This is a genomic window from Bacillus sp. NS1 (assembly GCF_058248265.1).
The window spans coordinates 271,897-296,877 of record NZ_JBZAZF010000002.1 but is presented as its reverse complement, the minus strand read 5'-3'; the positions used below and the strand labels follow the sequence as shown (position 1 = coordinate 296,877).

Here is a 24,981-nt window from a genome sequence, read left to right as displayed (position 1 = left end):
TCTTCTTATCTTCCAAGCATAAAAAACGCTTGCTGGATTTAGCACCTTGGCGTTTTGCACATATGCAAAACAAGCCGGTTGCTGAGGTTTCTAAGGGCCAGTCCCTCCACCTCTCACGATAAGAAATATCGATTTCAATTTTCTGATTGTTTTATATTAGCGCAATTTGCAGTTTATTTCAACACTTTTTTCTTCGAGTTCCGAACTGTTTAAAGAGAGAAATTTCTAATAATTCATGGTACAATAATGAAAAACAGCAAGAAAGTCTAGTGATGTCCTGGAGGAATGTATTATGGCACCGAAAAACGGCACAGTGCAAGAAAAGAAATTCTTTTCAAAAGAGCTTAACGAAGAAATGACTTTGCTCGTTTATCTGCCGTCCAACTACTCCCCGCTTTATAAATACCATGTCATTATCGCGCAGGACGGCCACGATTATTTCAGGCTGGGGAGAATTGGCAGACAGGTCGAAGAATTGCTGTCCAAACGAGAAATAGACAGGAGCATTATTATCGGTGTTCCTTATAAGGATGTAAAAGAGCGCCGAAATACCTATCATCCGGAAGGCTCAAAATTTTCAGCGTATAAACGGTTCATCGCCCATGAGCTCGTTCCGTTTGCGGATGGCGAGTACCCTACCTATCAGGTTGGCTATGGGCGAACGCTGATAGGGGACTCTCTCGGAGCGACCATATCGCTTATGACAGCGCTTGATTATCCGAATATGTTCGGTAACATCATCATGCAGTCTCCCTATGTAGACAAACATGTATTGGAAGCCGTGAAACAGTCGGACGATATCAAACACCTCTCTATTTATCACCAGATCGGAACAAAAGAAACTGAGGTCCACACGACAGACGGAAACATTCTGGACTTTACAGAACCGAATCAGGAGCTGAAACAGCTGCTGGAGGAGAAGCTTTCCGATTATGTTTTTGAACCATTTGACGGAGATCACAAATGGACATATTGGCAGCCGCTCATCACGCCGGCGCTGAAAAAAATGCTTTGACACTCTATCATACTTTATTTCCAGGAGGGACATAATATGAAATACGGAATCGTTTTATTTCCATCAAAAAAACTCCAAGACCTTGCGAACTCTTACAGAAAGCGCTATGACCCAAGCTATTCCCTAATCCCGCCCCATTTGACGCTGAGAGCATCGTTTGAATGTGCAGAGGAGAAAGCGGATCAGCTTGTATCCCACCTGAGAAACATCGCAAAGGAGTCCCATCCAGTGGTTCTCAAAATGACAAAATACAGCTCATTTTCGCCTGTCAATAATGTCATTTACATCAAAGCAGAGCCGACGGAAGAATTAAAAACACTCAATGAAAAGTTATACACCGGTGTACTGGCTGGTGAACAGGAATATAATTTCGTTCCGCACGTGACGGTCGGCCAAAATCTTTCCGACGATGAGCATTCAGATGTGCTGGGACAATTAAAAATGCAGGAAGTGTCGCATGAAGAAATCATTGACCGTTTCCACTTGCTTTACCAGCTGGAAAACGGATCGTGGACAGTATATGAAACCTTCTTGTTAGGCGGAGGAGAATAATCGTTTGGAAGCAGTCATCGCAAAAAATGAAGAACAAATGAAAGATGCATTTTATGTAAGAGAAGAAGTCTTTGTCAAAGAACAAAACGTGCCTGCTGAAGAAGAAATTGACGAACTTGAAAATGAGTCGGAGCATATCGTCGTGTATGACGGCGAAAAGCCTGTCGGCGCCGGAAGATGGCGTATGAAGGACGGCTACGGCAAGTTAGAGCGGATCTGTGTATTAAAAAGCCACCGCTCCTCCGGTGTCGGCGGCATCATTATGAAGGCACTCGAAAAAACGGCGACAGACGGCGGCGCTTCGGGTTTCATTTTAAACGCGCAAACGCAGGCTGTGCCGTTTTACAAGAAACACGGGTATCGCGTGCTTTCTGAAAAAGAATTTCTCGATGCCGGCATTCCCCACTTACAAATGATTAAGGACTAACAGCATCCGGGTCTATAGAGACCCGGATTTTTTCCGCACATAAAAAACCGTTCTCTGGAAGTGAACGGTTTTTTATACATATCGATTAATATAAGTGCCCATTCCTTTTTCTCGCAATCTCTTATAAAGAGAGCGCTTACGTTTCGCCTCGTTAACTTTTCTTTCAGCGGCCGTTTGATTCTCCTGCTGCTTTTCAAGTTCCTTGTATACCCGCTGAAATGAGACATAGTTGATTTTTTCGGTTCCGGCATAATCCTGCTTATGTCCAATCGTTCTATTTGCATATTGAGCGTATTGCTGGTTCTTAATTTGACCTGCATATATCATACGATACCCATCCTTCTGCTGTCTCTTTTCCCTAAAACTTACTTTTTGAAACACGTTTCTTTTGATATGATAGTCTTTGTCTTTATTGAACACCTTTTTTTGATTGGGAGGATCCCTTTTTGAAATGCGCCCGACTGAATGATCGAACCATACATTTACATACATATTCGAGAGAACATTATCAATTCCTTTTTGAAGAAGGAATAAAAGGACATTTATTTTGTTCTCATTGCGGAAAACCCGTTTTGTTAAGGCTCAACATTGCGGATCCGCCGGAGTTTATCCACCGCAAGCCAGGCCATTTTCCGGCATGTGAGGAGGCCTGCGAAACGAAACCCGCTAAAGAGGAGAAAAAAGAAGACTATCAGGAATCCGGTGTCTTTCGTTTGCCCAAGGGGAAAGCAATCGCTGCTGAATCGTCTCCAGCTGTCATGGAATGGCAGCAGCCGAGAAACATTAAACCAAGAACACCATTTGTACAAAAAACAATAGAACCTGATACGAGTCTTTTTCCGTCGGTCGGCTTGAACACGGATCAGCTGAAAGCTGTCACGGAAACGGAAGGCCCGCTGCTAGTGCTTGCAGGTGCAGGAAGCGGAAAAACACGGGTGCTAACGGCGCGCGCCGCCCACATGATTGAACACTTAGACATACCGCCGGAAAACATGCTGCTAGTCACCTTTACGACAAAAGCCGTCGCCGAAATGAAAGAGCGTATGGCCAAGCAGTACGGATTACAGCCTGCAAAAGTCAGAAGACTTGTCACCGGAACATTCCACAGCTTGTTTTATAAGATTTTGTATCACTATGATTCTGCTAAATGGAATGGCGAACATCTGCTGAAAATGGAGTGGCAGCGGGAACAATATATCAAAAAAGCACTCTATGAAGAAGGTATTGATGAGAAAGAGTTCCCCGTTGATCAGGCCCTGCAGCAGATCGGTTTCTGGAAAAACACTTATGTTCCGAATGAACGCATCCCTTTAAAAGATGAGTGGGAAAAACAAGTCTATCGTTTATATGAACATTATGAACGACAGAAAAAAGAACACAACCAATTTGATTTCGATGACATGGCTTCAGCCTGCTATGAATTGTTTATCGATCGGCCGGATCTTCTGGAACAATATCAATCTCGGTTTACGTATATCTTAATTGATGAGTTTCAGGACATTAACCCGGTTCAATATAAAATTATGCAAATGCTGGCAAGCCCGGAGCAAAACCTGTGCTGTGTCGGAGACGATGACCAGTCCATCTACGCGTTTCGCGGAAGCAATCCGTCTTTTATTCTTGATTTTCAAAAGGATTATCCCGGAGCGAAGACGATCTATTTAACTGCGAACTACAGGTCTACGCATCCGATCGTCTCAAGTGCTGATATCGTCGTGAAAAAGAACAAAAACAGATATGCCAAATCGCTTGAAGCGGCGCGTGATGACGTCCAGGTCCCTGTGCTGTTTTATCCTTATGACGAAGAGGAAGAAGCAACAATGATCGTTTCCGATATGAAAGAAAAAATTCAAAATGGGGCAAATCCTGAAGACTTTGCGGTTCTCTACCGCACAAACAGCGGGGGCCGCGCCATTTATGAAAGGCTTCACCATTCGTCAATTCCGTATACAGCAGACCGCGGCGTCCAATCGTTTTACAGCAGACGGATTGTCCGCCAGATTCTTGCATACTTGTATGCCAGCCAAAATGAAGATGATACTGATGCGATTAAGCACTTGCTGCCCGCCTTGTTCTTAAAACAGTCCACATTGAACACGCTGAAGGCGCTCTCGATTACCGAGGACTGCTCTATGATTAAAGCGCTGGCCAAGCTGCCTGATCTCAAGCCGTTCCAGTTGGACAAAATCAAGAAGATCGTGCCGTTTTTCGCAAGCCTCCGCACGATGAAGCCGGTGGAAGCGATCACCTTTGCCGAAGGAAAAATGGGCTTCTCCGAGTATTTAAAAAAACGGGGCAATGAGGGGAACAAGCTGGAAAAAGGCTCTGATGACCTGCGTGACATTAAGGTCGTCGCCAAGAAATTCAAAACAATTCCTGACTTTCTCGCCCATGTAGACCATATGAGAGCCGCTGAGAAATACAAAACGGATGAAAATGGCGTTCAGCTGATGACCATTCACCGGTCAAAAGGCCTTGAATTCAAAACCGTCTACGTGTTAGGCACGGTAGATGGCTCGATTCCACACGATTTCTCATTAGAAACAGCGAGAAAAGGAGATGAAGCTTCTCTTGAGGAAGAAAGACGCCTATTATATGTTGCCATGACCCGGGCAAAACAGCATTTATATTTGTCTTGTCCCGCAAACAGACGCGGCAAAACGGCCCACCGTTCAAGATTTTTGCATCCCCTTTTACAACAAGCAAGACAGCCCTTGCATAACTAACAGCCCGGCAGTCCTGCCGGGCCTTTTCTATAAAATAAAAAAAGGCCGGCTGTATTGAGTCAGCCAGGCCCTCTGCTTATTTATTATCCATCATTTTAGAAATCGTACCAAAATCAAGCTTTTCTTTTCCGCTTGTAATGGACTGAACAATCTTATCTTCTAATTCTTTCGGCACGCGTCTGTTTGCCAGCTGTGCTACACGTTTAATGACACTGCGTACTGTGTTTTCGTCTTTAAAATTGGCATTTTGAAGGGAGCCGGCAAGATTCATGACATCCTGCATATTGACACCTGTTTTCTTTTCGACGTTCTTAAAAAATTGATTATCCATAATACGCCTCCTTTTGGCGGAGTGATACGGTATTGTATGAACACCCATTGTTCAATGTGCTTTTTCCAAAAATAAAAAATGAACACAAGGCAAGGAAGTACAGGACATCACCCGTACTTCCCTCAATAAATCTTAGAAGTTATAAAAAGATGCACCCACGATGATAAGGAGAATGAACAATACGACTAAAAGAACAAATGTTGAACCATAGCCGCCGCCGTAACCGCCAGCATAACCGCCATAACAGCCGCCGCCGTAGCCTCCTCCGAATCCGTATCCAAAGCCCATAGATAAGCACCTCCTTTACTCTCTATACACTATGTGAACAGCCATAATCGGCTTGGATATTCGCATAGGGCGTTTGCGGATTTATGATTGATCGTACTGAGCCTTGTGTTTTTTTAGCAAGGCTTCTGTTTTTTCAGCCAGCTCTTCAATCTCCTCTTCAAACGCCAGACAGGCTTCATCAAATGCATCCAAGTCTTTTCTGATCCTGCTCATGATGCCTTCATGCTCTTTTTGCTTTTGTTCGTGAGGTTCATATCTTCCGTCTATCCATTTTTTAAACTCATTCACCGGCATCCCCCCACTCATGATATATGCTGTGCGAGACCGCCCCGTTAAAAAACAAAAAACCGGAGGTCTCCGGTTTCTTTGCCAGGCTATTGAGGCTTTTTCTTTTTATTTCCGCACCCGCAGCCTTTCTTTTTGATCTTTTTTGATTGATACGATGCATCTTTATATGGAGTTTTTTGGGAAGGTTTATTGAATTGACTCATTTTGTTCCCTTCCTTTCATTATGTCATATATGCTACTTTATGCGGATGCTAGTGAAAAGTTGCTGGTGGGAACGCCTCAATCCTGCAGCCATTTTGATACAAGTGTTTCAATAATACCGGCAAGACCAGCGATCGCCAGCAGCAAAATCAGCCACTGGGCAATTTGCGGGATCAATGCCTGGCATAAAACCAAAAAGCCGGCGCACCACACGCCTGTGCACCAATAGCAGCTCAGCAATTCACCAATAAACGCCCTCACACCCGTTCCCTTAATCACGATATACGTTTCAATGTTCCCGTCCGCATCCTTTTCCTCCTTTTCTTCGTGAAATAGGCTGCGAAGCGGCGCCATAATCGTATCAAACACCAGCAGCCGAGCGAGCCGAAAGACCGCAAGTGAAAGAAGAACAATTGTCAGTCCATTAATAACCACTTGTTCACTCCTTTGCCAATCATGATCCCTTCACATATATGCCAAAACCCTATCGTTCATGAATCGTATCTTGTCCGGCGGAAAATTGGTTATTTTTATTATTCCGCTCTGCACCCCATTTGCATTATATAGAGTATGGATAAGAAAGGAGTGAAGGTTATGTCGATTGAAGAAAATGTTGAATCCCTGCATCCTGTAATATTTGAACAATTATCAAGCGAATTCGAACAGCAGATCGAAGTGATTGATTGCGAAAATATCACAATAGATACATCACATATAACATCTGCCCTTTCTATACAAGCCTTTGTGACAACCATGATTATCCTGGCGACACAGCTCGTCATCGCCGACGAAGACTTGGCTGACGCAGTGGCGAGCGAAATTCTTATTCTCGATAACTCGCAAATTAAAAAAAGAACCATCATTAAAATTATCAACAGCCGCAACATCAAAATTACTTTGTCTGCCGACGAAATAATAACCTTTGTACAAATTTTGCTTCAGGTGCTTAACAGCATTCTCCTTGAAATTGACGTCCTTTAACCCTTTCTTTTCACAAACTTAAAAGCCGAGGTGAAAACAAATGTCAGATAACGATAAAATCAAAGAAGAGCTTGAAAAGCTTCCGGAAGCTGATCCAATGACGAAAATGCTGGTTCAAAATATCTTTCTTAAACACGGTGTCACGAAAGACAAAATGAAAAAAGTATCAGATGAAGAAAAAGAAATGCTCTTGAATCTGGTAAAAGACTTGCAGGCTAAATCAGCTGCATTAGTTGAAAATCAAAAGAAGAAAAAAGAAGAAGCCGCCGCGCAAGAGAAAAAGAACGAAAAACCGCTAAGCCGGAGAGAACAATTAATTGAACAGCTCAGACAAAGACGTCAAAACAATAACAATTCAAACCAATCATAAAAAATAGGGTTCTTCATCAGGATATATGCCTCAGTCAAAGTAAGAGGCTCGCTCATTTAATAACAGTAAAAGAAAAGGAGGAATAGATATGGAAAGCAGACCATACTCTTGGGTTGCACTTGATCCTGACTGTGACCATCCGTTAGACGAAAAAGAAAAAGATAAAAAAGAAGAAAGAAAATGTCATTGCGATGTTTGCTGTAATGGCAATGGGTTTTTTGGCAACGACAATGCCTTCATTGACCAAAATCTGGCTCAGGCAAATCTCAATAAACAAGTCTCCGATGAAACAATTATTATCAGAGACTCTTGTGATATCAACGTTTCATCTACAGACGTTCAAGCCGTAACATCAGTTGTAACGGCGGTTAATGCAGCTGTCCTAACAGTAGCTCTCACATCCATTGCAGACGGAGTAATTGCCGAATTAGTCGCACAAGATTTGTTACAGCTTTCAGCTAACAAACAAGTAAACCGCCAAAAACTTCTCATCGAATGCTCCCGGGGCGTAAATATCACAACAGTAGATGCTGATATAGCAACATTGGTTTCCACAGCTACTAACACACTTGTGGCACTCTTAGCCATCACACTCGTCCTCTAACTCTAAAAGCAGAGCTAAAAACGCTCTGCTTTTTCTTATTTTCCAAGCATATGATGAATATATAGACGTTCACCCACACCAAGTGGGGCACGGGTACATATGTTGTTAAGGACTAAAGTCAAATACCCTATAAAGAAGGAGCTGAAATCAATGAGCTGCGGAAAAACCCATGGCCGGCATGAGAACTGTGTATGCGATGCAGTGGAAAAGATTTTAGCAGAGCAGGAGGCAGTTGAAGAACAGTGTCCGACTGGCTGCTATACCAACCTTTTAAACCCTACGATTGCTGGAAAAGACACAATTCCGTTTCTCGTTTTTGATAAAAAAGGCGGATTGTTCTCCACATTCGGAAACGTGGGGGGATTTGTGGATGATATGCAATGCTTTGAATCCATTTTCTTCCGCGTCGAAAAATTATGCGATTGCTGTGCAACACTGTCTATTTTACGCCCGGTCGATGTCAAAGGCGATACCTTAAGTGTTTGCCACCCTTGCGACCCGGATTTCTTCGGGCTAGAAAAAACAGATTTCTGCATTGAAGTCGATCTCGGATGCTTCTGTGCGATTCAATGCTTGTCGCCAGAGTTAGTTGACAGAACATCCCCTAACAGAGATAAAAAGCATCATCACAATGGATAAACACTTGTAAAGAGGAATCCCCTTCCAAACTCTATTACAGGTGCAAATTATTCAGCTGCTTCCAGCGTGAGGCAGCTGACTCTCCATCATTTCGCCAGTCTCAAATTTATAAGGCAGGAGGGATAATATGAGCCAGAAAACATCAAGCTGCGTGCGTGAAGCTGTAGAAAATATTGAAGACCTGCAACACGCTGTTGAAGAGGATTGCCCGACAAGCTGCCATTCAAAGCTTTTGTCGCCAACTCATTCGCTGGGCGACACGGTGCCTTTTGCAATATTTACATCAAAATCAAAGCCTTTAGTCGCCTTCGGTAATGTCGGCGAACTCGATAACGGCCCTTGCTTTAATACAGTATTTTTCAGAGTGGAAAAAGTTCATGACAGCTGCGCAACACTGTCATTATTAATCGCATTTGACGAACACAAACACATTTTGGACTTCACCGATACAGATACGGTTTGTGAAGTGTTCCGACTTGAAAAAACGAACTACTGCATTGAAGTGGACTTAGACTGCTTCTGCGCAATCAACTGCTTAAATCCTCGATTAATCAATCGCACGCATCATCATCATCATTAATGATAATGCTGAAAAGCTTGCAGGCCTGCAGGCTTTTCTCTATGTAAAAAAGCTGTCCGGGAAGATCTGCCGGGCAGCTTTTTTCATTTCATTAAAAACCGAGCGGATGCAAAGAGGTGATTTCATCAATCGACAGCTCAGTCGGCGCGCCGTTTCCAGTCGTTCGAAGCAGGACGGAATCATTTCTTCTTCCGACAATCACACCCCTGTACGTTCTTCCATTGGCTTCAATCAGACAGAGTGCTCTCGGCATGTTATGAGGCAGCTTTGTTAAAAAATCAATTTTTTCATGGATTGTCATCTTGCTCATTGGCTTTTTCACTTTTCTTGCAGGCGGTGCTTTTTCCTCCGCTTTGGCAGCATTATGGACAGCTTCCGGTTCTTTTTCAGGCTTCCGGGCCTCAAGTTCAGGTGCAGGCTCTTCCTTTTTTTCTGCTTTCGGAGGCTCGTGTTCGACGGTTTCTTCAACAGCCTGCGGCTCTGCTTTCTGTTCCTGCTGGTTCTTTGTGTTCTTTGTGTTCTCTGGCTCTCTGACCTCTTGTGTTTGCTGACTCACTGGCTCAGCTTCAGGCTTTTGCTCTGCTTGCTGGACATCCTTTGCCACAACTTCCTCCGGCTGTTTCTCCTGGTAGGCCGGCTTTTCCTCTGCTTTTGGCGGAGCGGGTTTGCTGGCCTTTTTTTTGATGACAATCTCCTGCATGGATGACCTTGTTGTTTCTGCATAATCCGGCTGAACAATATACATGAGCGGTTTTTTATCCGCGTTTCTTTTCTTATTAGACATCTTCATCCCTCCGATTGTGTCATATTCTATCTATATGACAGAAAGCTGAAAATCAGAAGAAATAAAAAAGCAATCCCTGTTCGGGATTGCTTGACATAGATCCTGCTTAGCGGGCAGTGATATGGAAACCTGAATCAACGTGAAGATTTTCACCTGTAATGCCTCGGGACATATCACTGAATAAGAACGCAGCTGTATCGCCCACTTCTTCAGGTGTTGTCGTGCGGCGAAGCGGCGCACGCTCTTCGATGTCTTTTAAGATAGAGTTGAAATCACTGATGCCTTTAGCAGATAATGTTCTGATCGGCCCTGCAGAAATGCTGTTAACGCGGATATTTTCTTTTCCTAAGTCAGCAGCTAAGTATTTCACACTTGCATCAAGAGAAGCTTTCGCTACACCCATGACGTTGTAGTTTGGCATCACAAGCTCGCCGCCAAGGTAAGTCAAAGTGACAATGCTTCCGCCTTCAGTCATCATCGGACGTGCCGCTTTGACAACAGCTGTCAGAGAGTATGAGCTGATGTTATGAGCCAAAAGGAAACCGTCACGATTTGTGTTTAAGTATTCACCGACAAGTTCTTCTTTATTGGCAAACGCGATACAATGCGCGATACCGTGGATCACACCGACCTGCTCCTTAATGCTTGCGAAGCAAGTTTCGATTTCCGCGTCGTTTGTTACGTCGCAAGGAAGGATAATGGAATCATTGCGTTCTAACGTTCCCGCAAGCTCGTGAACAGATTTCTCAAGGCGTTCTCCTGCGTATGTGAAAATCAAACGTGCGCCTGCTTCATGTAAAGAGCGCGCAATTCCCCACGCGATACTGCGTTTATTGGCTACTCCCATCACAACAATGTTGCGGCCTTCGAGTGAAAAATTCATATGTATAAAGCCTCCTATATTTAATAAAGACATAGTATTAGTACCTGATCTTAAATTCCTATCCTATCATATCATAACCTTGTCCAGATGAAAAGCGCTACCATAAACAAACGTGAAAGAGACCACCATCAGCTGGTGATCTCATCGGCTAGTTTTTAAGCTGTTTCGTTTAAAGGCGAAATGGTTTGTTGGCCCGTGGCCCGATCCGATGCCGAGCGTATTTTCCACTGCTTCGCGGACAAAGTTGGCCGCAACCTCGAATGCCTGATGGATGCTGTCTCCCTTAGCAGTTTGAGCTGTCAAAGCCGCAGCAAAGGTACAGCCTGTGCCATGCGTATGCTTCGTATCGATATAAGGATGGCTGATTTGCATAAACATGTTTCCATCAAAAAGAAGGTCAGTAATGTGATTGTCCTCAGGCTGGTGCCCGCCTTTGATAATCACATGCTGCGCACCCATCTTTACGAGCTGCTCCGCAGCTTTTTTTCGGTCATCCAGCGAACGGATTGTCATTCCTGTCAGCGTTTCTGCTTCCGGAACATTCGGCGTAATCGCGTAACTTCTCGGAATGAGCAGCTCCTTTAAGGTAGCAACTGATTCGTCGTGCAGCAAGGATGCACCGCCCTTTGCGATCATAACCGGATCAACAATCACACGGTTAAACCCGTACTCGTCAATTTTTCTCGCCACTTCTTCAATCATTTCAGCATTCCAGAGCATTCCCGTTTTTACGGCGTCCGGCCTCAAATCCTCAGCAACAGCATCAATTTGCTGTCTCAGCGCCTCTACAGTCAGCGGATGCACCCCATGGACGCCAAGCGTATTTTGGGCGGTTACCGCCGTAATCGCAGACATTCCGAAAACATCAAGCTCCTGAAAGGTTTTAATATCGGCCTGTATCCCTGCGCCGCCGCCTGAATCAGAGCCGGCGATTGTCAATGCTTTATCTATACTCATTACATTACACTCCTTTTATTACCCGATCCATTTATGATAAATGGATTTTGCCCGGGCAATATCATTCGTTCCATGGATCAATGCTCTGCCATCCCTGAACAGCACCATTTTCATATCATCCGAGCGGCAGGAAATTAAATACGGATTCGCGGCTACTTCAAGCCCGGCCTGTCTCAGCTGGCCGGCTAGCACTTCAAGGTTCGCTTCTTTTGTAAGGGATGATCTGATTTGCACCGTATTCCTGCCGCACAATACAGCCGCTTTTGTTTGGTTCTCATATGACAAAAACGGAAAATCTTTCGTGCCGCAGCTTGGGCATGCGTCATGTTTGAGACCCGCCGCTCTCACCTCTGACCGTTCGTTTTTCCACAAGTCAAAGGAGCGCAGCACTGGCTCGCACTCCTCTCCCGTCAGCAGCTTCAGCGCGTCTGTCACCTGAAAGACCGCTACCTGCAAAACAGCCGGACTGATAATGCCGGCTGTGTCACATGTCGCTCCGCCAATCGGAAGTGTATCAAGCAAGCAATGCAAGCAGGGGGTCAATCCCGGCACTACGGTAAAGGTGAGGCCATAGCTCCCTACACAGGCACCGTAAAGAAAAGGAATCCCTTCTTTGACCGCAGCATCGTTTACGATTAGGCGGGTTTCAAAATTATCAGCCGCATCCACAATGATCGAAGCGCCCTTAATCAACTCGAAGATATTTTCCGCTGTCACATCCATGACAAGGCCAGTCACATCGACCTCGCTGTTAATCGAACGGAGACGATGCTCAGCAGCGGCCGCTTTTGGCATTTCTTTTTTGACATCATCTTCTGTATACAGCTGCTGGCGCTGCAGGTTGCTCCATTCAACGTAATCTCTGTCGGCAATTTTCACAGAGCCGACTCCCGCCCTGACCAGCATTTCAGCACTCGCTGTTCCAAGCGCGCCGGCGCCGATGATCACGGCGCGCGCTTCTTTCAATTTCTTCTGGCCGGCTGGGCCGATCGGAGCAAACAGCTCCTGTCTGGAGTACCTGTCCGTCATACCGGAAGACCTTCTCCCGGACTGCTTGCCGTTCCGTATTGCTTAAGCGGAATGCGGCCCGCCTCAAAAGAGAGGCGCCCTGCTTCCACCGCGAGCTTCATGGCATGCGCCATTTTCACAGGATCATTCGCGCCTGATACAGCTGTATTGAGGAGTACGCCATCCGCTCCAAGCTCCATTGCGTATGCTGCATCTTTAGGCGATCCGATTCCGGCGTCCACGATGACAGGCACCTTCGCCTGTTCAATAATAAATGACAGATTCAACGGGTTTAAGATTCCTTGTCCCGATCCAATCGGGGAGGCACCCGGCATGATGGCATGAACGCCAAGCTCCTCCAGTTTTCTCGCAAGCACAACATCATCCGACGTGTACGGGAGCACAATAAATCCTTCTTCAAGAAGCTGTTCAGACGCTTTTAATGTCTCAACGGGATCAGGCAGCAAGGAACGGCTGCATCCGATGACTTCGACTTTAATCATGTCACAAAGTCCTGACGCTTTCGCCAGCTTTGCAATCCGGACCGCTTCTTCAGCGGTGCTGGCGCCCGCTGTATTCGGCAAAAGCGTATATTTGGATAAATCAAGCTGTTCCAGAAAATTCGGCTGAGACGCTTCAAAGATGTTCATTCTCCGCACAGCAAATGTTAAAATATCAGACTCGGAAACGGCCACCGCTTCCTTTTGGATGTCAAACGATGGGTATTTCCCCGTACCCAGCAGCAATCTTGATTGAAATGATTTCCCGCCAATTGTTAACATGCTCATCCGCCTCCTACAAAATGGACAATTTCAATGATATCGCGATCACAAAGCTCAACCTCGTGATAATGTTCTTTGCCGATAATTTCTTTATTTCTTTCAACGATAACGATTTTATTTTCAAGCTGATAAGACGCCAGCAGGTCTTGAATTGTACCTGTATCTTTTTCCCACTTCACGTCTTTACCGTTCAGCTGTAGCATCATATCTGAACCGCCTCCTTGCGATCAATTCGGAATGCGTGCAGCCAGTCTTGATTGACCTCTTTATTCATCATGATATCACTGATCAAAGCGCCCGTTGCCGGAGCAAGCAGAATCCCATTTCTGAAATGGCCCGCCGCAAATAAAATACGGCTGTCCTCAGGGTGTCTGCCGATGTACGGCTTCCCATCCTTTGTTCCCGGCCGCAGTCCTGCCCAAAAACGATCCACCTTCATATTCTGAATGGCCGGCAGCATCGTTTTTGCTTTTCTCATAACAGATTCCAATCCGCCAAGATCCGGTGTTTCACTCCAGTCACCCGGCTTCATTGTCGCGCCGACAACCAGTCTGCCGCTTTTTCTCGGGACGATATAGCAATGGTCATGGTAAAGTGTTTTTGTCAGCGGTATATCATCATTCCAAACAGAAAGGCACTCCCCTTTTACAGGGAAAAATGAATTGTTCAGCCCGAGCTGTTTAAAAAACATTCCGCTCCACACTCCGCTGGCAACCGCGACATGATCCGCCCACACATTACCATTCGGCGTCTCGATGGACAGCGCTTCCCCGTCACGTTCGACATGCAGGACAGGAGTATGCTCAAAAATCTCCGCCCCAAGCGCTTTCGCTGCTTTCGCATATGCCTTGCAAACGAAATAAGGCTCAACATGCACATCATCCTGGATAAAGGCTGCCCCGAAAATGTCACCAGACGTATATGGCTCTGTATCTAAAACTTCTTCTTTTGTATGCCAGCTGACAGAATCCAAGTCATCCATCTTCCTCAGCCGCAGCACATCTTCTTCAGAAAACGCAAGCTTAAACATACCGCCGTTATGCTGCCTGATATCGATACCGGATAATGTGTAAAGCTCTTCCCGAAGACCTTTGTACAGACGCTGGCTGTGCATGGCAAAGTCAAAAAACGCGTCACGTTCCTCGCACTCGGCATGGGCGCCCAGCATTCCGGCAGCGGCATTTGTTGTTCTGCCACCCATTGTTCCACTTTCAAACAATGCGACGTTTTTGTTTTCCTTTGCTAAATGATAAGCAATCGCGGAACCGATAATTCCGCCTCCAATGACAACTGCATCATAATGCCTTTTCATAGCGCATCTCCTTTAGCTTACGGGAATATCGTCTGGCAGCTTCCAAAGGGTCAGCGGAAGAAAAAATCCCCGACATGACTGCAATGCCATCTGCTCCTGCTTGTTTTACGGCTCTTAATCTGTCCGGCGTCATTCCTCCGATTGCAATAACCGGGACAGAAATCCGCTGTGCGATATCTGACAGCAATGACACACCTCTGCCTTCAAGACCCTTTTTACAATCCGTTTCAAACACATGGCCGAACAGCACGTAGTCTGCGTCTTCCTTTTCTGCTTGAACCGCTTCCTCCAGTGAGTGCACCGACCGCCCGATATGCAGGTGAGGAAATCTGGCTCTGACCTGCTTCGGCGAAAAGCTGCTGCTTGGCAGCTGCACGCGATGAATTGTAGAAAAAAGCGCAATATCCACCCGTCCGTTCATGACCAGTTTTCGTTTATCAACACCGCCTTCAGAAATAAGCTCAAGCAGTTTCAAAATATCTGCCGCCGATTTTGAGCGTTCCCGAATGTGAATAAAATCAACTTCATTCTGAATAGCTATAATTGCTCTCGCTAACTCTTCAAGCGGCTTGCAGTCATCAGTTATGGCGTGAAGCTCCACATTCCTCCACCTCTTTTATGCCGCTGTCAGACCAGCCTTCTTTTCGATAGGCCATTCCCCAAAATTGATACTCATAGAAGCTGGAGATGACAAAATTCTCTTTCATCTTGGCGCGCACTTCCTCCGTGCTGTTTTCCGCCAGCTCATCAAACCGGTTGATTTGCTCTTCGACCTGCTGTCTGAACCAGTCACCGCCGTATGTGCCAATCCACTTTTGATAAATCGGATGTCCCGGGTCACAATGCAGCAATTTCTCACCAACCTCGTAATAAAGCCAGTAGCATGGAAGCAGAGCCGCTAAAATCTCAGCAAAATTTCCGCTCAAAACTGAACGATACATATGGGATGTATAAGAATACGCCGTAGGAGACGGCTTAAACGCCTTACGTTCTTCCTCACTGATTTCCAACAGCTCCGTAAATTCGCGATGAAGCGCCATTTCCGCCTCATATGTACCTTGGGCGTGGCTTGCCATCCGTCCCGTTGTATAAAGGTCCTTCGCATAAGCGGCGCCAAACGATTGCACCTTCGCAAAATGCGTTAAATAATAAGAATCCTGAAGCACGTAGTATTTAAAACGGTCAATCGGAAGCGTTCCGTCACCGATTCCCTGAACGAATGGATGGACAAAGCTCCCCTCCCACCATTCTGCTGCTGCACTGCGACATTCTTCTGAAAACTTCACACGTCATTCCCCCTGTCTGATAAATAAAAAAACCACTTTCCCGCAAGGAAAAGTGGTTTGGAATTGGCATAGTAAAATAACACAAATACCGCTCCACTTCCCTACGCAGGTCTGAACCTGTTCAAGTTATGAGGGTCTAAAAGTCACACTTTTATCTCAGCCCTTTTAAAGGACACCCCTAGTGGTTATACGAATACATATTGAATTGTTCTGCACCTCTATATTAACACGAATCCCTATTTGGTCAAGATTTATCCTTCCAATGTTTTCTTAAGTTCCGTTACGTACCCCCGAGATCCGGTAACAATTAGGCGGTCTCCCAGTTTCATCCTTGTATCCCCATGAGGAACGATGCTGTCCACACCTCTGAAAATCCTGACAAAGATGACGTCCCCTGTTATAGGGAATTCCCGTAAAATCACACCGTCGTATATGCTGTTTTCCATATTAATTTGATACAGCGAAGACTCCTGGTTCGTGAGCAGCCTCATGACTCCAGGCGCTTCTATTAGTGCGCGAAGCAGTGTTTTTGTTGACAGCAGAATAGAAAAGATGCTGATTCCCTGCTCCTTCAGAGCTGCTTCATTCTCCGGTGATCCGACGCTGGCAATGACTCTTTCTGTGCCTTTTTCCTTTGCAAGTAACGCAATGTCCGCATTCATGTCTTCATTCCCAGTTGCAACAACGAGAATATCCGTATCAAAAATGCCGAGTGATTCAAGCGTCTCGTGTTCATAGTCAGAGATCGTTTCGACGGTAAATACTGATTCTGACAGTTTTTCCTCTGCATTCTCTTGATAGACGTGTACAACACGCACATCATACTCTTCCTCCGGCAGTTCAAGAGTAACAGGCAATGTCATTTGGTTTGCACCGATAAACGTAATCGTCTTTTTCTCCTCCGGCTGCTCCTCCCGTTTATACAATTTTTTAAAGAAGACCGGCGAAAAAATACTTGCAATGACGGCTACTAACGTCAGCGCTCCTGACATATTTGCGCTGATCACGTGAAGCTGCTGGCCGATTGTCGCAGCGGCAATCACAAGCGAAAGCGTTGATGTCAGCAGGAAACCAGACGCCAAAACGGTTCGGTTATCATACCACTTCTTCAAGTACAGGACAGGAATGATTTTGCTCACTAACAGCGCCAGAAGCAGGAGCGGAATCATGATCAAAATTTTCGGATCTTGGAAAAGGGTCCAAATATCCAGCTTCACACCGACCATTACAAAGAAAATTGGAATTAAGAAGCCGTAGCCAAATGAATCCAGCTGTTGAACAAGTTCTTTGTTTGGCGAAAGAAGGGAAACGAGAACCCCCGCTAAGAAAGCGCCGAGAATATTTTCTGCCCCAAGTGATTCAGACAGGGCAACGAGTACAATAATTAACGTAAAAATCGCACGTGTTCCGATCTGGATCGTCCCTTTTGACATGGATTGAACAAAAGAACGGTGTTTGAAGACCCTGCCGAAAAAGTAAAGCACCACTCCGGCTGCAAACAGGATCATAAGGAGCCACATGTTTCCGCTGTCCTCTCCGTATAAAGAAGAAAAAACAGCAAGAAGAATCATCGTAGCCAAATCGGCAATAACAGCTATGAGCAAAATAATCTGCCCGATATTTGAATTCATGATCCGTTCCTCTTTTAACGTTGGAACGACAACGCCTAATGAAATTGTTGAGATAATAAGCGTCATTAAAAATGCATTTGTGATAAATCCTGCCAAGACGAACCCATAAGACAGCAGCAATGATAAAATAAAAATACCGCCAAAGATAATAGATGCTGCAGCAAACGTATTAGGCGCTTCTTTGCCGTTCGGCATAAGCAGCTTTTTCTTTCCTTTCTCAAACGATGAAAAATCAATTTCAAGCCCGCTTAAAAACATTAAAAAGATAAATCCGAGCATAGAAAGCGTCTGAAGCCATGTGTCACCCTCCACAACTAAATTAAGACCGCTTTTTCCTATAATCAATCCCATAATGATTTCAGCAACGACAACCGGGATGCTGAGTTTAAACCGATGCAAAAGGATGGGTGTCAAAAATGCAACGATAAGTACTACAACTAAAGATGCGACAGATGTATGCGCCATAATCAAAACCTCCTTTTTAGATCAGGGTTATGAAAGTTCTTAATCAAAGAACAAAACCTCATTTTTAAAAAACATAACGCGATTTTAACAAGGGTGATGATGAAAAATAAAGTAATAAGGTCTTAATCCTGTTTAGAAAATGATTCTTCTATAATTTGCACATAAAAGCTTGTGATGACTCACAGCACTTTGCATCATAATAAATAAAATCATTGGTAAGGAGGATTCCGCATGGCTTACGACATAATCAGCGATATTCATGGCTGCTATGACGAAATGACTGCATTAATCCAAAAGCTTGGCTATACGATCAAAAATGGAGTACCTGTCCACGAGGAAGGCAGGGTGCTTGTTTTTGCCGGAGATTTAACTGACAGAGGACCCAAATCGATAGAGGTCATCCGCTTTGTAGCGGGCGCTTACGAAAAAGGCGCTGTACGATATGTTCCGGGAAATCATTGCAATAAGCTGTACCGCTACTTAAAAGGAAATCCGGTAAAAGTGATGCATGGTCTCGAAACAACAGCGGCAGAGCTTGACGAACTTTCTAAAGAAGAAAGAAAAGCAGTTAGCGAACAGTTTATGAAGCTGTACGAAACGGCACCGCTTTACGACATCTTACATAACGGGGAATTAGTTGTCGCCCATGCTGGCATAAAGGCTGACGATATCGGCAAACATACCCGCAGGGTGAAAGACTTTGTGCTTTACGGTGATGTGACGGGTGAAACGTATCCGGACGGCAGACCCGTCAGACGTGATTGGGCGGCAGCCTATAACGGCAAGGCTTGGGTGGTATACGGCCACACACCTGTGAAAGAGCCACGGAAGGTCAACCGCACCATCAACATTGATACAGGCTGCGTGTTCGGAAATAAATTGACAGGCTTTCGCTTTCCAGAAATAGAAACCGTCTCCGTCCCAAGCTCTCTGCCTTATGACGAATCAAGATTTCGTCCCATATAAAAAAGGAGAGAATCAATGATTCTCTCCTTTTATCAGTTCTTTCATATCTTGAGGAATTGAAGCGTGAAACGTCATGTTCTCCTGTGTTAGCGGATGGATAAATGAAAGCTGCTCGCTGTGCAGGGCCTGGCGGCCAATTTCCCGTCTCGTTCCGCCGTACAGTGTATCGCCGCACAGCGGATGCCCGAGATAGCTCATATGAACACGAATTTGGTGGGTCCGTCCAGTCTCAAGATGCAATGTCACCGAGGTCTTGTCGTCATTTGCGCATGTGACATAAAAATGAGTAACCGCCTTCTGGCCGTCCGATGTTACCGTCCGTTCAATAATACTGTCAGGATGTCTGCCAATCGGGGCATCGACTGTTCCCTTCTCCCGTGTCATCCGCCCGTGGACCACTGCCGCATACCGGCGTTTCACAAGCCCGTTTTTTTGCGCTGACGATAAAATGGAGTGGGCAAAGCGATGCTTGGCAACAAGCATGACACCTGATGTATCCCGGTCAAGTCGGGTGACAAGATGAACTGTCGCCCGCACTCCGTTTTTTTGATAGTGATGGATAATTCCATTGGCAATGCTGCCGGATGGGTGTTCTCTCGAAGGGATAGATGACACATACGGCTGCTTGTTTATTACAAGCACATGTTCATCCTCATACAGGATATCGAGAGGAACAGGCTCTGCCAATAACGTCTCGCTCACCTGTTCCTCAGGAAACTTGACGACAAGAAGATCTCCCTCTCTCAAAACGTATTTGACCGTCACATGCTCACCGTTGATAAGCAGGTCTCCACCGCCAAACTTGATATCGGTCAGCAGACGTTTTGAAATTCCCAGTTCACCGGCATATTCTTTTAGTGTCATCCCGTCTTCAGCGGAAGTAATGTTCTTTCTGATAAAAAAATGCTCCACGATACGTCCTCTTTCTATTCACCTTTGCCGATAAACGAATCTTGGACTCTTTTCCAAAATGGAAACGGACGGAATCTCGCAAACCTCACATTTTCGGATGCAACTTGGCAGCGGATCGACTTTACATCCTTATGAAGAAGGGTTAAATGGTCAATTGTCACTTGAAAGTCAACTTCGTTTCTCGGCTTAATCATGCAATCATGATGGGAAGGGAGAAGCAGCGGCGATCCAACCGTCCGAAATACGCGGTTATTAATAGAAGCCATTTCCGCAAGCTGGATCGCTCTGATAGACGGATGGATAATCGCTCCGCCCAGCGCCTTATTGTAGGCTGTGCTGCCAGATGGCGTTGACAGGCAGAGGCCGTCACCCCGGAAGGTTTCAAAGAGCTGTCCCTTGATTTCCACATCAGCTACAAGGCTTCCTTCTATGCTTTTAATCGTGCATTCATTCAATGCTAAATATCTTTCTTCACGCTCGTTTTCGTGATAGGTCACAATCACTTCGAGAAGCGGATATTCGACTGTATGATACGGCGTTTTCGCAATCGCGAGAACAAGTTTTTCAATTTCATGAGGAACCCAGTCGGCATAAAACCCCAGATGACCCGTGTGAACGCCGACAAAAGCTGTTTTGTCTAAGCGGTCGCTGTATCTGTGAAAAGCGTACAAAAGCGTTCCGTCGCCTCCGACTGAAATGACGATTTCCGGTTCATTTTCATCCAGTTCCATATCAAAATCCAATAAATACGCCTGTATTTTGCTTTTCAGCGTATCAGAAACTTGATCTCCTTTTGATGATACGGCAAATTTCATGCTTTTCTTCCCCTTTACCTATTGTTGCTCGCTTCCTTTTTTCTTTCTTGAAAAGGCAGCTTGAGCTTCTTGTACTTCACCCCTGATCTCCGACATCTCTTCATCAAGCCGGGAAGCCGCTTCAGAAGCACGCTGAAGCCTTAATTTTACTTTTTCAGGAATGTTTCCGCTGTATTTATAATTCAATGAATGCTCAATGGTCGCCCAAAAATTCATCGCCAGTGTACGGATCTGTATTTCGACAAGAACATGCTTTTCTCCGGATACCGTCTGTAAGGGATACAGCACGACAAGATGATATGACCGGTACCCGCTCTCTTTATGTTCCGCAATATAATCCCTCTGATCCACAACGGTGAAATCTTTTCTGGCAAACAGCATGTCTTTTACGATTTGGATGTCATCGACAAATTGGCACATGATTCTAAGGCCTGCGATATCCTGTATGGTTTCGATCTCATGTAACGGTATGCTTTTCCGTCTCGCTTTTTCTAGTATGCTCGCCACAGGTTTGACGCGCCCGGTCACAAATTCGATCGGAGAATGGTCATCCTCATATTCATATAGTGTGCGGATCCCCTTGAGCTTCACTTTCAACTCTTCGACAGCCTGGCGGTACGGCACTAAAAAACGCTCCCATTGTTTGTCATCCATCATACATCCCCCAATTCCGAACCAGTTTCTATAAAAACACGCGTTTCACTTTTTCTTCCATTTCTCCGTAGTTTGCATTATCTTTAATATTTTCTAACAGATACTCCAGTTCCTCATGCAGGCCTGCCAGTTCAATGGTTTCGCCCCCGGCCTCTAAAACAACCGGGACTCTTTGTTCATGGGCCTGCTTCAGTTCCGGCCATACATGTTCCTTTATAATGACATATTCAAAAGAATCAGCTAATTCAAGTATGTATACAAAAGCAAAGTGGTCAGAATCAACAAGCATTTGACCTGACGGCTTGCGTTCCGCTTCGTTTCCTTCTGTCTCACAGGCAAGGCGAAGCTGATCATCCGATAATGTTGCGTTCAAAATTTCGATTCTGTTTTGCATAATGCTCTCCTTTTTAAACAAAGTACAGATTCATTTTATCATATCAAGCTGGATATTGATAAACCTAACATCTAAAGAGATAATAGTAAAAATAAGATTTACAGGGCGGAAAGGAAGAGCATCATGACACAAGAAATTGAAATAGAGTTTAAAAACATGCTGACCAAACAAGAATTTGAAACGATAACAGCCACACTCCAGCTGACAGAAAAAGATTTTACAGATCAAAAGAATCATTATTTTGACACAGATAGCTTTGCGCTGAAACAAAAACACGCTGCGCTTCGAATCCGCAGAAAAAACGGAGAGTATGTCTTGACGCTAAAAGAACCGGCAGATGTAGGGCTTCTGGAAACGCATCAACAGCTTTCAGAGGTATCAGACCTTGCCAGCTTTTCAGTTCCCGAAGGCCCTGTGAAGGACCAGCTGCACAAGCTTCAAATCGATACAGACGCCATTCAATACTTTGGATCTCTAGCAACAAACCGCGCGGAAAAAGAAACAGAAAAAGGCTTAATAGTTTTAGACCACAGCCGATATTTAAATAAAGAGGACTATGAAATTGAATTTGAGGCGGCAGACTGGCATGAGGGCAAACAAGCCTTTGAGAAGCTGCTTCAGCAATTCAGCATTCCTCAGCGTGAAACCAAAAATAAAATTCTGCGTTTTTATGAAGAAAAACGAAAGTCTATATAAGGTGGAATGACATCGTGAATGTAACGAATTGGGCAGCTTTACTTCAGCTTCAAGCATTACAGTCTATATCTAATGCACGCAGCACAGGCACTCAAAATGATGCGGAAAGCCCGCTCTCAAGCTTCAGCTCTTTGCTCAGCCAATATACAAACGGTCTGACGACTCAGCAACCAACAGCATCTTCTGTAACATCAAGCCCGCTCAGCCTGCTGAACGGCGCTTCTTCAACAGCGCCGTCACTGCTTTCAGCTAATGGGCTTAACTCATATACGAATAGCAATTCAGGTTATATCACAAAAGCGGCAGAAAGCACCGAAACAGCTGCTGCAGATTCACCTTCAAACAAACATGAAGCAAAACAGATCAGCTCGGGAGACTTCTCCATTGACAGTGCTATAAAAAAGGCAGCTGACAAGTATGGCGTCGATGAAAAACTAATCCGTGCCGTCATCAAACAGGAATCAGGTTTTAATGCAAAAGCGGTCAGCGGGGCAGGTGCGATGGGCCTCATGCAGCTCATGCCGTCAACAGCAAGCTCACTTGGCGTTTCTAATCCACTGGATCCGCAGCAAAATGTGGAGGGCGGAACGAAGTATTTAAAACAAATGCTGAACAAATACGACGGCAATGTGTCTATGGCATTAGCGGCTTACAACGCCGGACCGGGAAATGTTGACCGATACGGAGGTATTCCCCCTTTCCAAGAAACGCAAAACTATGTAAAAAAAATAACTTCAGCTTATTACGCGTAACCAGAGCGGCTTCTGCCCTCTGGTTTTTTTGCGAAGTGAAATCTTACGCATTCCTGATTTTTATGTGATATGATATGAAATACAAACCCTGGCTTACAGCCGAATCTTTTGATCAAACGCATAAAAGGCAGTTTGTTTGTAGAAATGATGCCTTGTTGCTAAAATAAATCTAGATGAAATATTGAAATACAGAAAATTACTTTTTGCAATAGGATTTATGATTCCTATTAGCCATATTTAAAGGAGTAGTCAACATGGGACAATCGTTTAACGCACCTTATGAAGCGATTGGAGAGGAACTTCTATCGCAACTTGTTGATACTTTTTATGAGCGTGTCGCGTCTCATCCTTTGCTGAAGCCAATTTTTCCGAGCGATTTAACAGAAACCGCCAGGAAACAGAAGCAATTTTTGACTCAGTATTTAGGCGGGCCTCCGCTTTATACTGAGGAACACGGCCACCCCATGCTCAGAGCAAGGCATCTTCCCTTTCCAATTACAAACGAGAGAGCTGATGCGTGGCTCAGCTGTATGAAGGACGCAATGGACCATGTAGGGCTGGAGGGCGATATTCGCGAGTTTTTGTTTGGCCGGCTGGAATTGACAGCAAGGCATATGGTGAATCAAACGGAAGCGGAGGATCGATCATCTTGACAAACTATCAGCATGAGCAATACTTCGCCCATTGCCACGGCCATCCAAAAAAACCGCTTGAAATCTACATGTTTGTAGACCCTTTATGTCCTGAATGCTGGTCCTTAGAGCCCGTCATTAAAAAGCTGAAAATCAGATACGGACGCTTTTTCACCTTACGCATTATCGCTTCCGCAAGCCTTACCGCGTTAAATAAGAAACGGAAAAAGCACCTTCTCGCAGAAGCATGGGAAAAGATCGCGAGCCGTTCCGGCATGTCGTGTGACGGCAATGTCTGGTTCGAGCAAGATCAGCCGCTTTCATCGCCTTATATGGCTGCTCTCGCTTTTAAAGCAGCCGAACTGCAAGGAAGAAAAGCCGGCATGGAATTTCTCAGAAATATGCAGGAGAGTCTGTTTGTTTCAAAGAAAAATATTACGGATGAAAACGTGCTTTTGGAAATCGCGGAACAAACGAGTCTCGATCTTGAAGAATTCAAAAACGATCTTCATTCTCAAAGCGCGGTCAAGGCGCTTCAATGTGACATGAGAATTGCCGCTGAGATGGATGTTTCCGTCAATCCGACGCTGACGTTTTTCAATACACAGCATGAGGACGAAGGACTTAAAGTACCCGGCAGCTATTCATATGATGTATATGAAGAAATCTTATTTGAGATGCTTGGCGACGAACCGAAGCCGTCGGAAACACCGCCTCTGGAATGTTTTATTGAATATTTCCGCTTCGTTGCCTCCAAGGAAATAGCTCTTGTTTATGACCTGAGCCTTGAAGAGGTAGAAAAGGAAATGAAAAAATTGGCGTTTGCTAAAAAGGTTGCCAAAGTGGAAGCCAAACACGGAATGTTTTGGAAGTCTCTCAGCACTTATTCTGATGAATATCAATCATGCGAAAAATAGCCGCAGGCGTGTATATGCTTGAGGCTGTTTTTTTACGCCGGAATCAAACATACGTTCTGTTCATAACACTAAAGAAACCGCGCCGGGATAAGCGCGGTTTCATATGTCTTAACGACAACAAAGGGGATGGGAG

Annotated in this window: 33 protein-coding genes and 2 riboswitches; of the genes, 14 read left to right on the top strand and 19 right to left on the bottom strand. The window is 45.0% G+C overall.

What is annotated here, in order from left to right; translation table 11 throughout:
- Positions 1 to 2: 2 nt before the first annotated feature.
- Positions 3 to 125: riboswitch (SAM riboswitch) on the bottom strand.
- A 167-nt stretch (positions 126 to 292) separates the two neighbouring features.
- The 3 genes from AC4CV5_RS06995 to AC4CV5_RS06985 are packed head-to-tail and all read left to right on the top strand — an operon-like array spanning position 293 to position 1,994.
- Positions 293 to 1,015 carry an esterase family protein gene (locus AC4CV5_RS06995; RefSeq protein ID WP_166853602.1) on the top strand — a complete coding sequence of 241 codons (723 nt, stop codon included), beginning with the start codon at positions 293 to 295 and terminating at the stop codon, positions 1,013 to 1,015.
- 36 nt (positions 1,016 to 1,051) lie between these two features.
- Positions 1,052 to 1,567, top strand: a complete 516-nt coding sequence (locus tag AC4CV5_RS06990; protein WP_166853603.1) for a YjcG family protein — start codon at positions 1,052 to 1,054, stop codon at positions 1,565 to 1,567.
- Positions 1,568 to 1,571: 4 nt separating this feature from the next.
- On the top strand, positions 1,572 to 1,994 hold the full coding sequence (locus tag AC4CV5_RS06985) for a GNAT family N-acetyltransferase (RefSeq protein ID WP_490922319.1): 423 nt from the start codon (positions 1,572 to 1,574) through the stop codon (positions 1,992 to 1,994).
- A 72-nt stretch (positions 1,995 to 2,066) separates the two neighbouring features.
- Here AC4CV5_RS06985 and AC4CV5_RS06980 read toward each other — a convergent pair whose 3' ends face one another.
- Entirely contained in the window at positions 2,067 to 2,321 is a 255-nt protein-coding gene (locus AC4CV5_RS06980) for a hypothetical protein (protein ID WP_490922318.1), read from the bottom strand.
- Between the two features lie 119 nt (positions 2,322 to 2,440).
- Between AC4CV5_RS06980 and AC4CV5_RS06975 the strand changes: the two genes are divergently transcribed.
- The gene (locus AC4CV5_RS06975) at positions 2,441 to 4,720 is read left to right on the top strand and encodes an ATP-dependent helicase (protein WP_490922317.1); all 2,280 of its coding nucleotides are present in this window, start codon (positions 2,441 to 2,443) and stop codon (positions 4,718 to 4,720) included.
- A 76-nt stretch (positions 4,721 to 4,796) separates the two neighbouring features.
- Here AC4CV5_RS06975 and spoVIF read toward each other — a convergent pair whose 3' ends face one another.
- From spoVIF to yjcA, 4 genes are all read right to left on the bottom strand, one after another.
- Positions 4,797 to 5,051: a sporulation-specific transcription regulator SpoVIF gene (gene spoVIF, locus AC4CV5_RS06970; protein WP_166853607.1), complete on the bottom strand. Its 255-nt coding sequence runs from the start codon at positions 5,049 to 5,051 to the stop codon at positions 4,797 to 4,799.
- Between the two features lie 132 nt (positions 5,052 to 5,183).
- Positions 5,184 to 5,339: a sporulation protein YjcZ gene (gene yjcZ / locus AC4CV5_RS06965; protein ID WP_003239234.1), complete on the bottom strand. Its 156-nt coding sequence runs from the start codon at positions 5,337 to 5,339 to the stop codon at positions 5,184 to 5,186.
- Positions 5,340 to 5,420: 81 nt separating this feature from the next.
- A complete protein-coding gene (locus tag AC4CV5_RS06960) occupies positions 5,421 to 5,627 on the bottom strand; it encodes a hypothetical protein (protein ID WP_490922316.1) in 207 nt (68 codons plus the stop codon).
- 279 nt (positions 5,628 to 5,906) lie between these two features.
- Positions 5,907 to 6,263, bottom strand: coding sequence for a sporulation protein YjcA (gene yjcA / locus AC4CV5_RS06955; RefSeq protein ID WP_373924274.1), 357 nt, complete (start codon positions 6,261 to 6,263; stop codon positions 5,907 to 5,909).
- Positions 6,264 to 6,422: 159 nt separating this feature from the next.
- On the opposite strand from yjcA, the gene cotV reads away from it, so the two are divergent.
- The 5 genes from cotV (at position 6,423) to cotZ (ending at position 9,002) form a co-directional block, all read left to right on the top strand.
- The gene (gene cotV, locus AC4CV5_RS06950) at positions 6,423 to 6,809 is read left to right on the top strand and encodes a spore coat protein CotV (protein WP_490922315.1); all 387 of its coding nucleotides are present in this window, start codon (positions 6,423 to 6,425) and stop codon (positions 6,807 to 6,809) included.
- A 40-nt stretch (positions 6,810 to 6,849) separates the two neighbouring features.
- The gene (gene cotW / locus AC4CV5_RS06945) at positions 6,850 to 7,179 is read left to right on the top strand and encodes a spore coat protein CotW (protein ID WP_014476455.1); all 330 of its coding nucleotides are present in this window, start codon (positions 6,850 to 6,852) and stop codon (positions 7,177 to 7,179) included.
- Positions 7,180 to 7,267: 88 nt separating this feature from the next.
- The gene (gene cotX / locus AC4CV5_RS06940) at positions 7,268 to 7,783 is read left to right on the top strand and encodes a spore coat protein CotX (RefSeq protein ID WP_014476454.1); all 516 of its coding nucleotides are present in this window, start codon (positions 7,268 to 7,270) and stop codon (positions 7,781 to 7,783) included.
- Positions 7,784 to 7,933: 150 nt separating this feature from the next.
- Positions 7,934 to 8,422: a spore coat protein CotY gene (cotY, locus tag AC4CV5_RS06935; RefSeq protein ID WP_014113395.1), complete on the top strand. Its 489-nt coding sequence runs from the start codon at positions 7,934 to 7,936 to the stop codon at positions 8,420 to 8,422.
- 127 nt (positions 8,423 to 8,549) lie between these two features.
- Complete coding sequence (gene cotZ / locus AC4CV5_RS06930; protein ID WP_222142608.1) at positions 8,550 to 9,002, top strand: spore coat protein CotZ; 453 nt, start codon at positions 8,550 to 8,552, stop codon at positions 9,000 to 9,002.
- A gap of 91 nt (positions 9,003 to 9,093) precedes the next feature.
- Here cotZ and cotO read toward each other — a convergent pair whose 3' ends face one another.
- The 10 genes from cotO to AC4CV5_RS06880 all read right to left on the bottom strand — a co-directional run bounded on the left by cotO (position 9,094) and on the right by AC4CV5_RS06880 (position 18,110).
- Complete coding sequence (gene cotO, locus AC4CV5_RS06925) at positions 9,094 to 9,792, bottom strand: spore coat protein CotO (protein WP_166853612.1); 699 nt, start codon at positions 9,790 to 9,792, stop codon at positions 9,094 to 9,096.
- 100 nt (positions 9,793 to 9,892) lie between these two features.
- On the bottom strand, positions 9,893 to 10,669 hold the full coding sequence (gene fabI / locus AC4CV5_RS06920) for an enoyl-ACP reductase FabI (RefSeq protein WP_003224643.1): 777 nt from the start codon (positions 10,667 to 10,669) through the stop codon (positions 9,893 to 9,895).
- Positions 10,670 to 10,810: 141 nt separating this feature from the next.
- The gene (thiD, locus tag AC4CV5_RS06915) at positions 10,811 to 11,626 is read right to left on the bottom strand and encodes a bifunctional hydroxymethylpyrimidine kinase/phosphomethylpyrimidine kinase (RefSeq protein ID WP_222142607.1); all 816 of its coding nucleotides are present in this window, start codon (positions 11,624 to 11,626) and stop codon (positions 10,811 to 10,813) included.
- Positions 11,627 to 11,644: 18 nt separating this feature from the next.
- Positions 11,645 to 12,655, bottom strand: coding sequence for a thiazole biosynthesis adenylyltransferase ThiF (thiF, locus tag AC4CV5_RS06910; RefSeq protein ID WP_166853615.1), 1,011 nt, complete (start codon positions 12,653 to 12,655; stop codon positions 11,645 to 11,647).
- Positions 12,652 to 13,422, bottom strand: a complete 771-nt coding sequence (gene thiG, locus AC4CV5_RS06905; protein ID WP_490922314.1) for a thiazole synthase — start codon at positions 13,420 to 13,422, stop codon at positions 12,652 to 12,654. The genes thiF and thiG overlap by 4 nt, the downstream gene beginning before the upstream one ends.
- Positions 13,419 to 13,619 carry a sulfur carrier protein ThiS gene (gene thiS / locus AC4CV5_RS06900; RefSeq protein WP_490922707.1) on the bottom strand — a complete coding sequence of 67 codons (201 nt, stop codon included), beginning with the start codon at positions 13,617 to 13,619 and terminating at the stop codon, positions 13,419 to 13,421. The genes thiG and thiS overlap by 4 nt, the downstream gene beginning before the upstream one ends.
- Positions 13,619 to 14,728 (bottom strand): glycine oxidase ThiO, encoded by a 1,110-nt coding sequence (gene thiO / locus AC4CV5_RS06895; protein WP_490922312.1) that lies wholly within the window; start codon positions 14,726 to 14,728, stop codon positions 13,619 to 13,621. Before thiO ends, thiS begins: the two co-directional genes overlap by 1 nt.
- Entirely contained in the window at positions 14,712 to 15,329 is a 618-nt protein-coding gene (gene tenI / locus AC4CV5_RS06890; protein ID WP_248602610.1) for a thiazole tautomerase TenI, read from the bottom strand. The genes thiO and tenI overlap by 17 nt, the downstream gene beginning before the upstream one ends.
- Positions 15,307 to 16,014, bottom strand: coding sequence for a thiaminase II (gene tenA / locus AC4CV5_RS06885; protein ID WP_222142606.1), 708 nt, complete (start codon positions 16,012 to 16,014; stop codon positions 15,307 to 15,309). Before tenA ends, tenI begins: the two co-directional genes overlap by 23 nt.
- 81 nt (positions 16,015 to 16,095) lie before the next feature.
- Positions 16,096 to 16,204, bottom strand: a riboswitch (TPP riboswitch).
- Positions 16,205 to 16,265: 61 nt separating this feature from the next.
- Positions 16,266 to 18,110 (bottom strand): monovalent cation:proton antiporter family protein, encoded by a 1,845-nt coding sequence (locus tag AC4CV5_RS06880; RefSeq protein WP_166853620.1) that lies wholly within the window; start codon positions 18,108 to 18,110, stop codon positions 16,266 to 16,268.
- A gap of 231 nt (positions 18,111 to 18,341) precedes the next feature.
- Here AC4CV5_RS06880 and prpE point away from each other — a divergent pair, with 231 nt between their 5' ends.
- Positions 18,342 to 19,076: a bis(5'-nucleosyl)-tetraphosphatase PrpE gene (gene prpE, locus AC4CV5_RS06875; RefSeq protein WP_166853621.1), complete on the top strand. Its 735-nt coding sequence runs from the start codon at positions 18,342 to 18,344 to the stop codon at positions 19,074 to 19,076.
- A 12-nt stretch (positions 19,077 to 19,088) separates the two neighbouring features.
- On the opposite strand, the gene AC4CV5_RS06870 is transcribed toward prpE, so the two are convergent.
- The 4 genes from AC4CV5_RS06870 to AC4CV5_RS06855 are packed head-to-tail and all read right to left on the bottom strand — an operon-like array spanning position 19,089 to position 21,851.
- Positions 19,089 to 19,988 carry an RluA family pseudouridine synthase gene (locus AC4CV5_RS06870; protein WP_326220847.1) on the bottom strand — a complete coding sequence of 300 codons (900 nt, stop codon included), beginning with the start codon at positions 19,986 to 19,988 and terminating at the stop codon, positions 19,089 to 19,091.
- 14 nt (positions 19,989 to 20,002) lie between these two features.
- Positions 20,003 to 20,803, bottom strand: a complete 801-nt coding sequence (locus AC4CV5_RS06865) for an NAD kinase (RefSeq protein ID WP_003224622.1) — start codon at positions 20,801 to 20,803, stop codon at positions 20,003 to 20,005.
- 18 nt (positions 20,804 to 20,821) lie between these two features.
- Positions 20,822 to 21,457: a GTP diphosphokinase gene (yjbM, locus tag AC4CV5_RS06860; protein WP_019713982.1), complete on the bottom strand. Its 636-nt coding sequence runs from the start codon at positions 21,455 to 21,457 to the stop codon at positions 20,822 to 20,824.
- A 28-nt stretch (positions 21,458 to 21,485) separates the two neighbouring features.
- The gene (locus AC4CV5_RS06855) at positions 21,486 to 21,851 is read right to left on the bottom strand and encodes a UPF0738 family protein (protein ID WP_326220850.1); all 366 of its coding nucleotides are present in this window, start codon (positions 21,849 to 21,851) and stop codon (positions 21,486 to 21,488) included.
- A 123-nt stretch (positions 21,852 to 21,974) separates the two neighbouring features.
- Here AC4CV5_RS06855 and AC4CV5_RS06850 point away from each other — a divergent pair, with 123 nt between their 5' ends.
- The 4 genes from AC4CV5_RS06850 (at position 21,975) to spxH (ending at position 24,848) form a co-directional block, all read left to right on the top strand.
- Entirely contained in the window at positions 21,975 to 22,547 is a 573-nt protein-coding gene (locus AC4CV5_RS06850; RefSeq protein WP_490922311.1) for a CYTH domain-containing protein, read from the top strand.
- A 14-nt stretch (positions 22,548 to 22,561) separates the two neighbouring features.
- Positions 22,562 to 23,299, top strand: a complete 738-nt coding sequence (cwlQ, locus tag AC4CV5_RS06845) for a bifunctional muramidase/murein lytic transglycosylase (RefSeq protein ID WP_248602606.1) — start codon at positions 22,562 to 22,564, stop codon at positions 23,297 to 23,299.
- A gap of 254 nt (positions 23,300 to 23,553) precedes the next feature.
- Entirely contained in the window at positions 23,554 to 23,952 is a 399-nt protein-coding gene (locus tag AC4CV5_RS06840; protein ID WP_003224612.1) for a globin domain-containing protein, read from the top strand.
- Positions 23,949 to 24,848, top strand: coding sequence for a protease adaptor protein SpxH (gene spxH / locus AC4CV5_RS06835; RefSeq protein ID WP_166853625.1), 900 nt, complete (start codon positions 23,949 to 23,951; stop codon positions 24,846 to 24,848). The genes AC4CV5_RS06840 and spxH overlap by 4 nt, the downstream gene beginning before the upstream one ends.
- Positions 24,849 to 24,981: the final 133 nt, after the last annotated feature.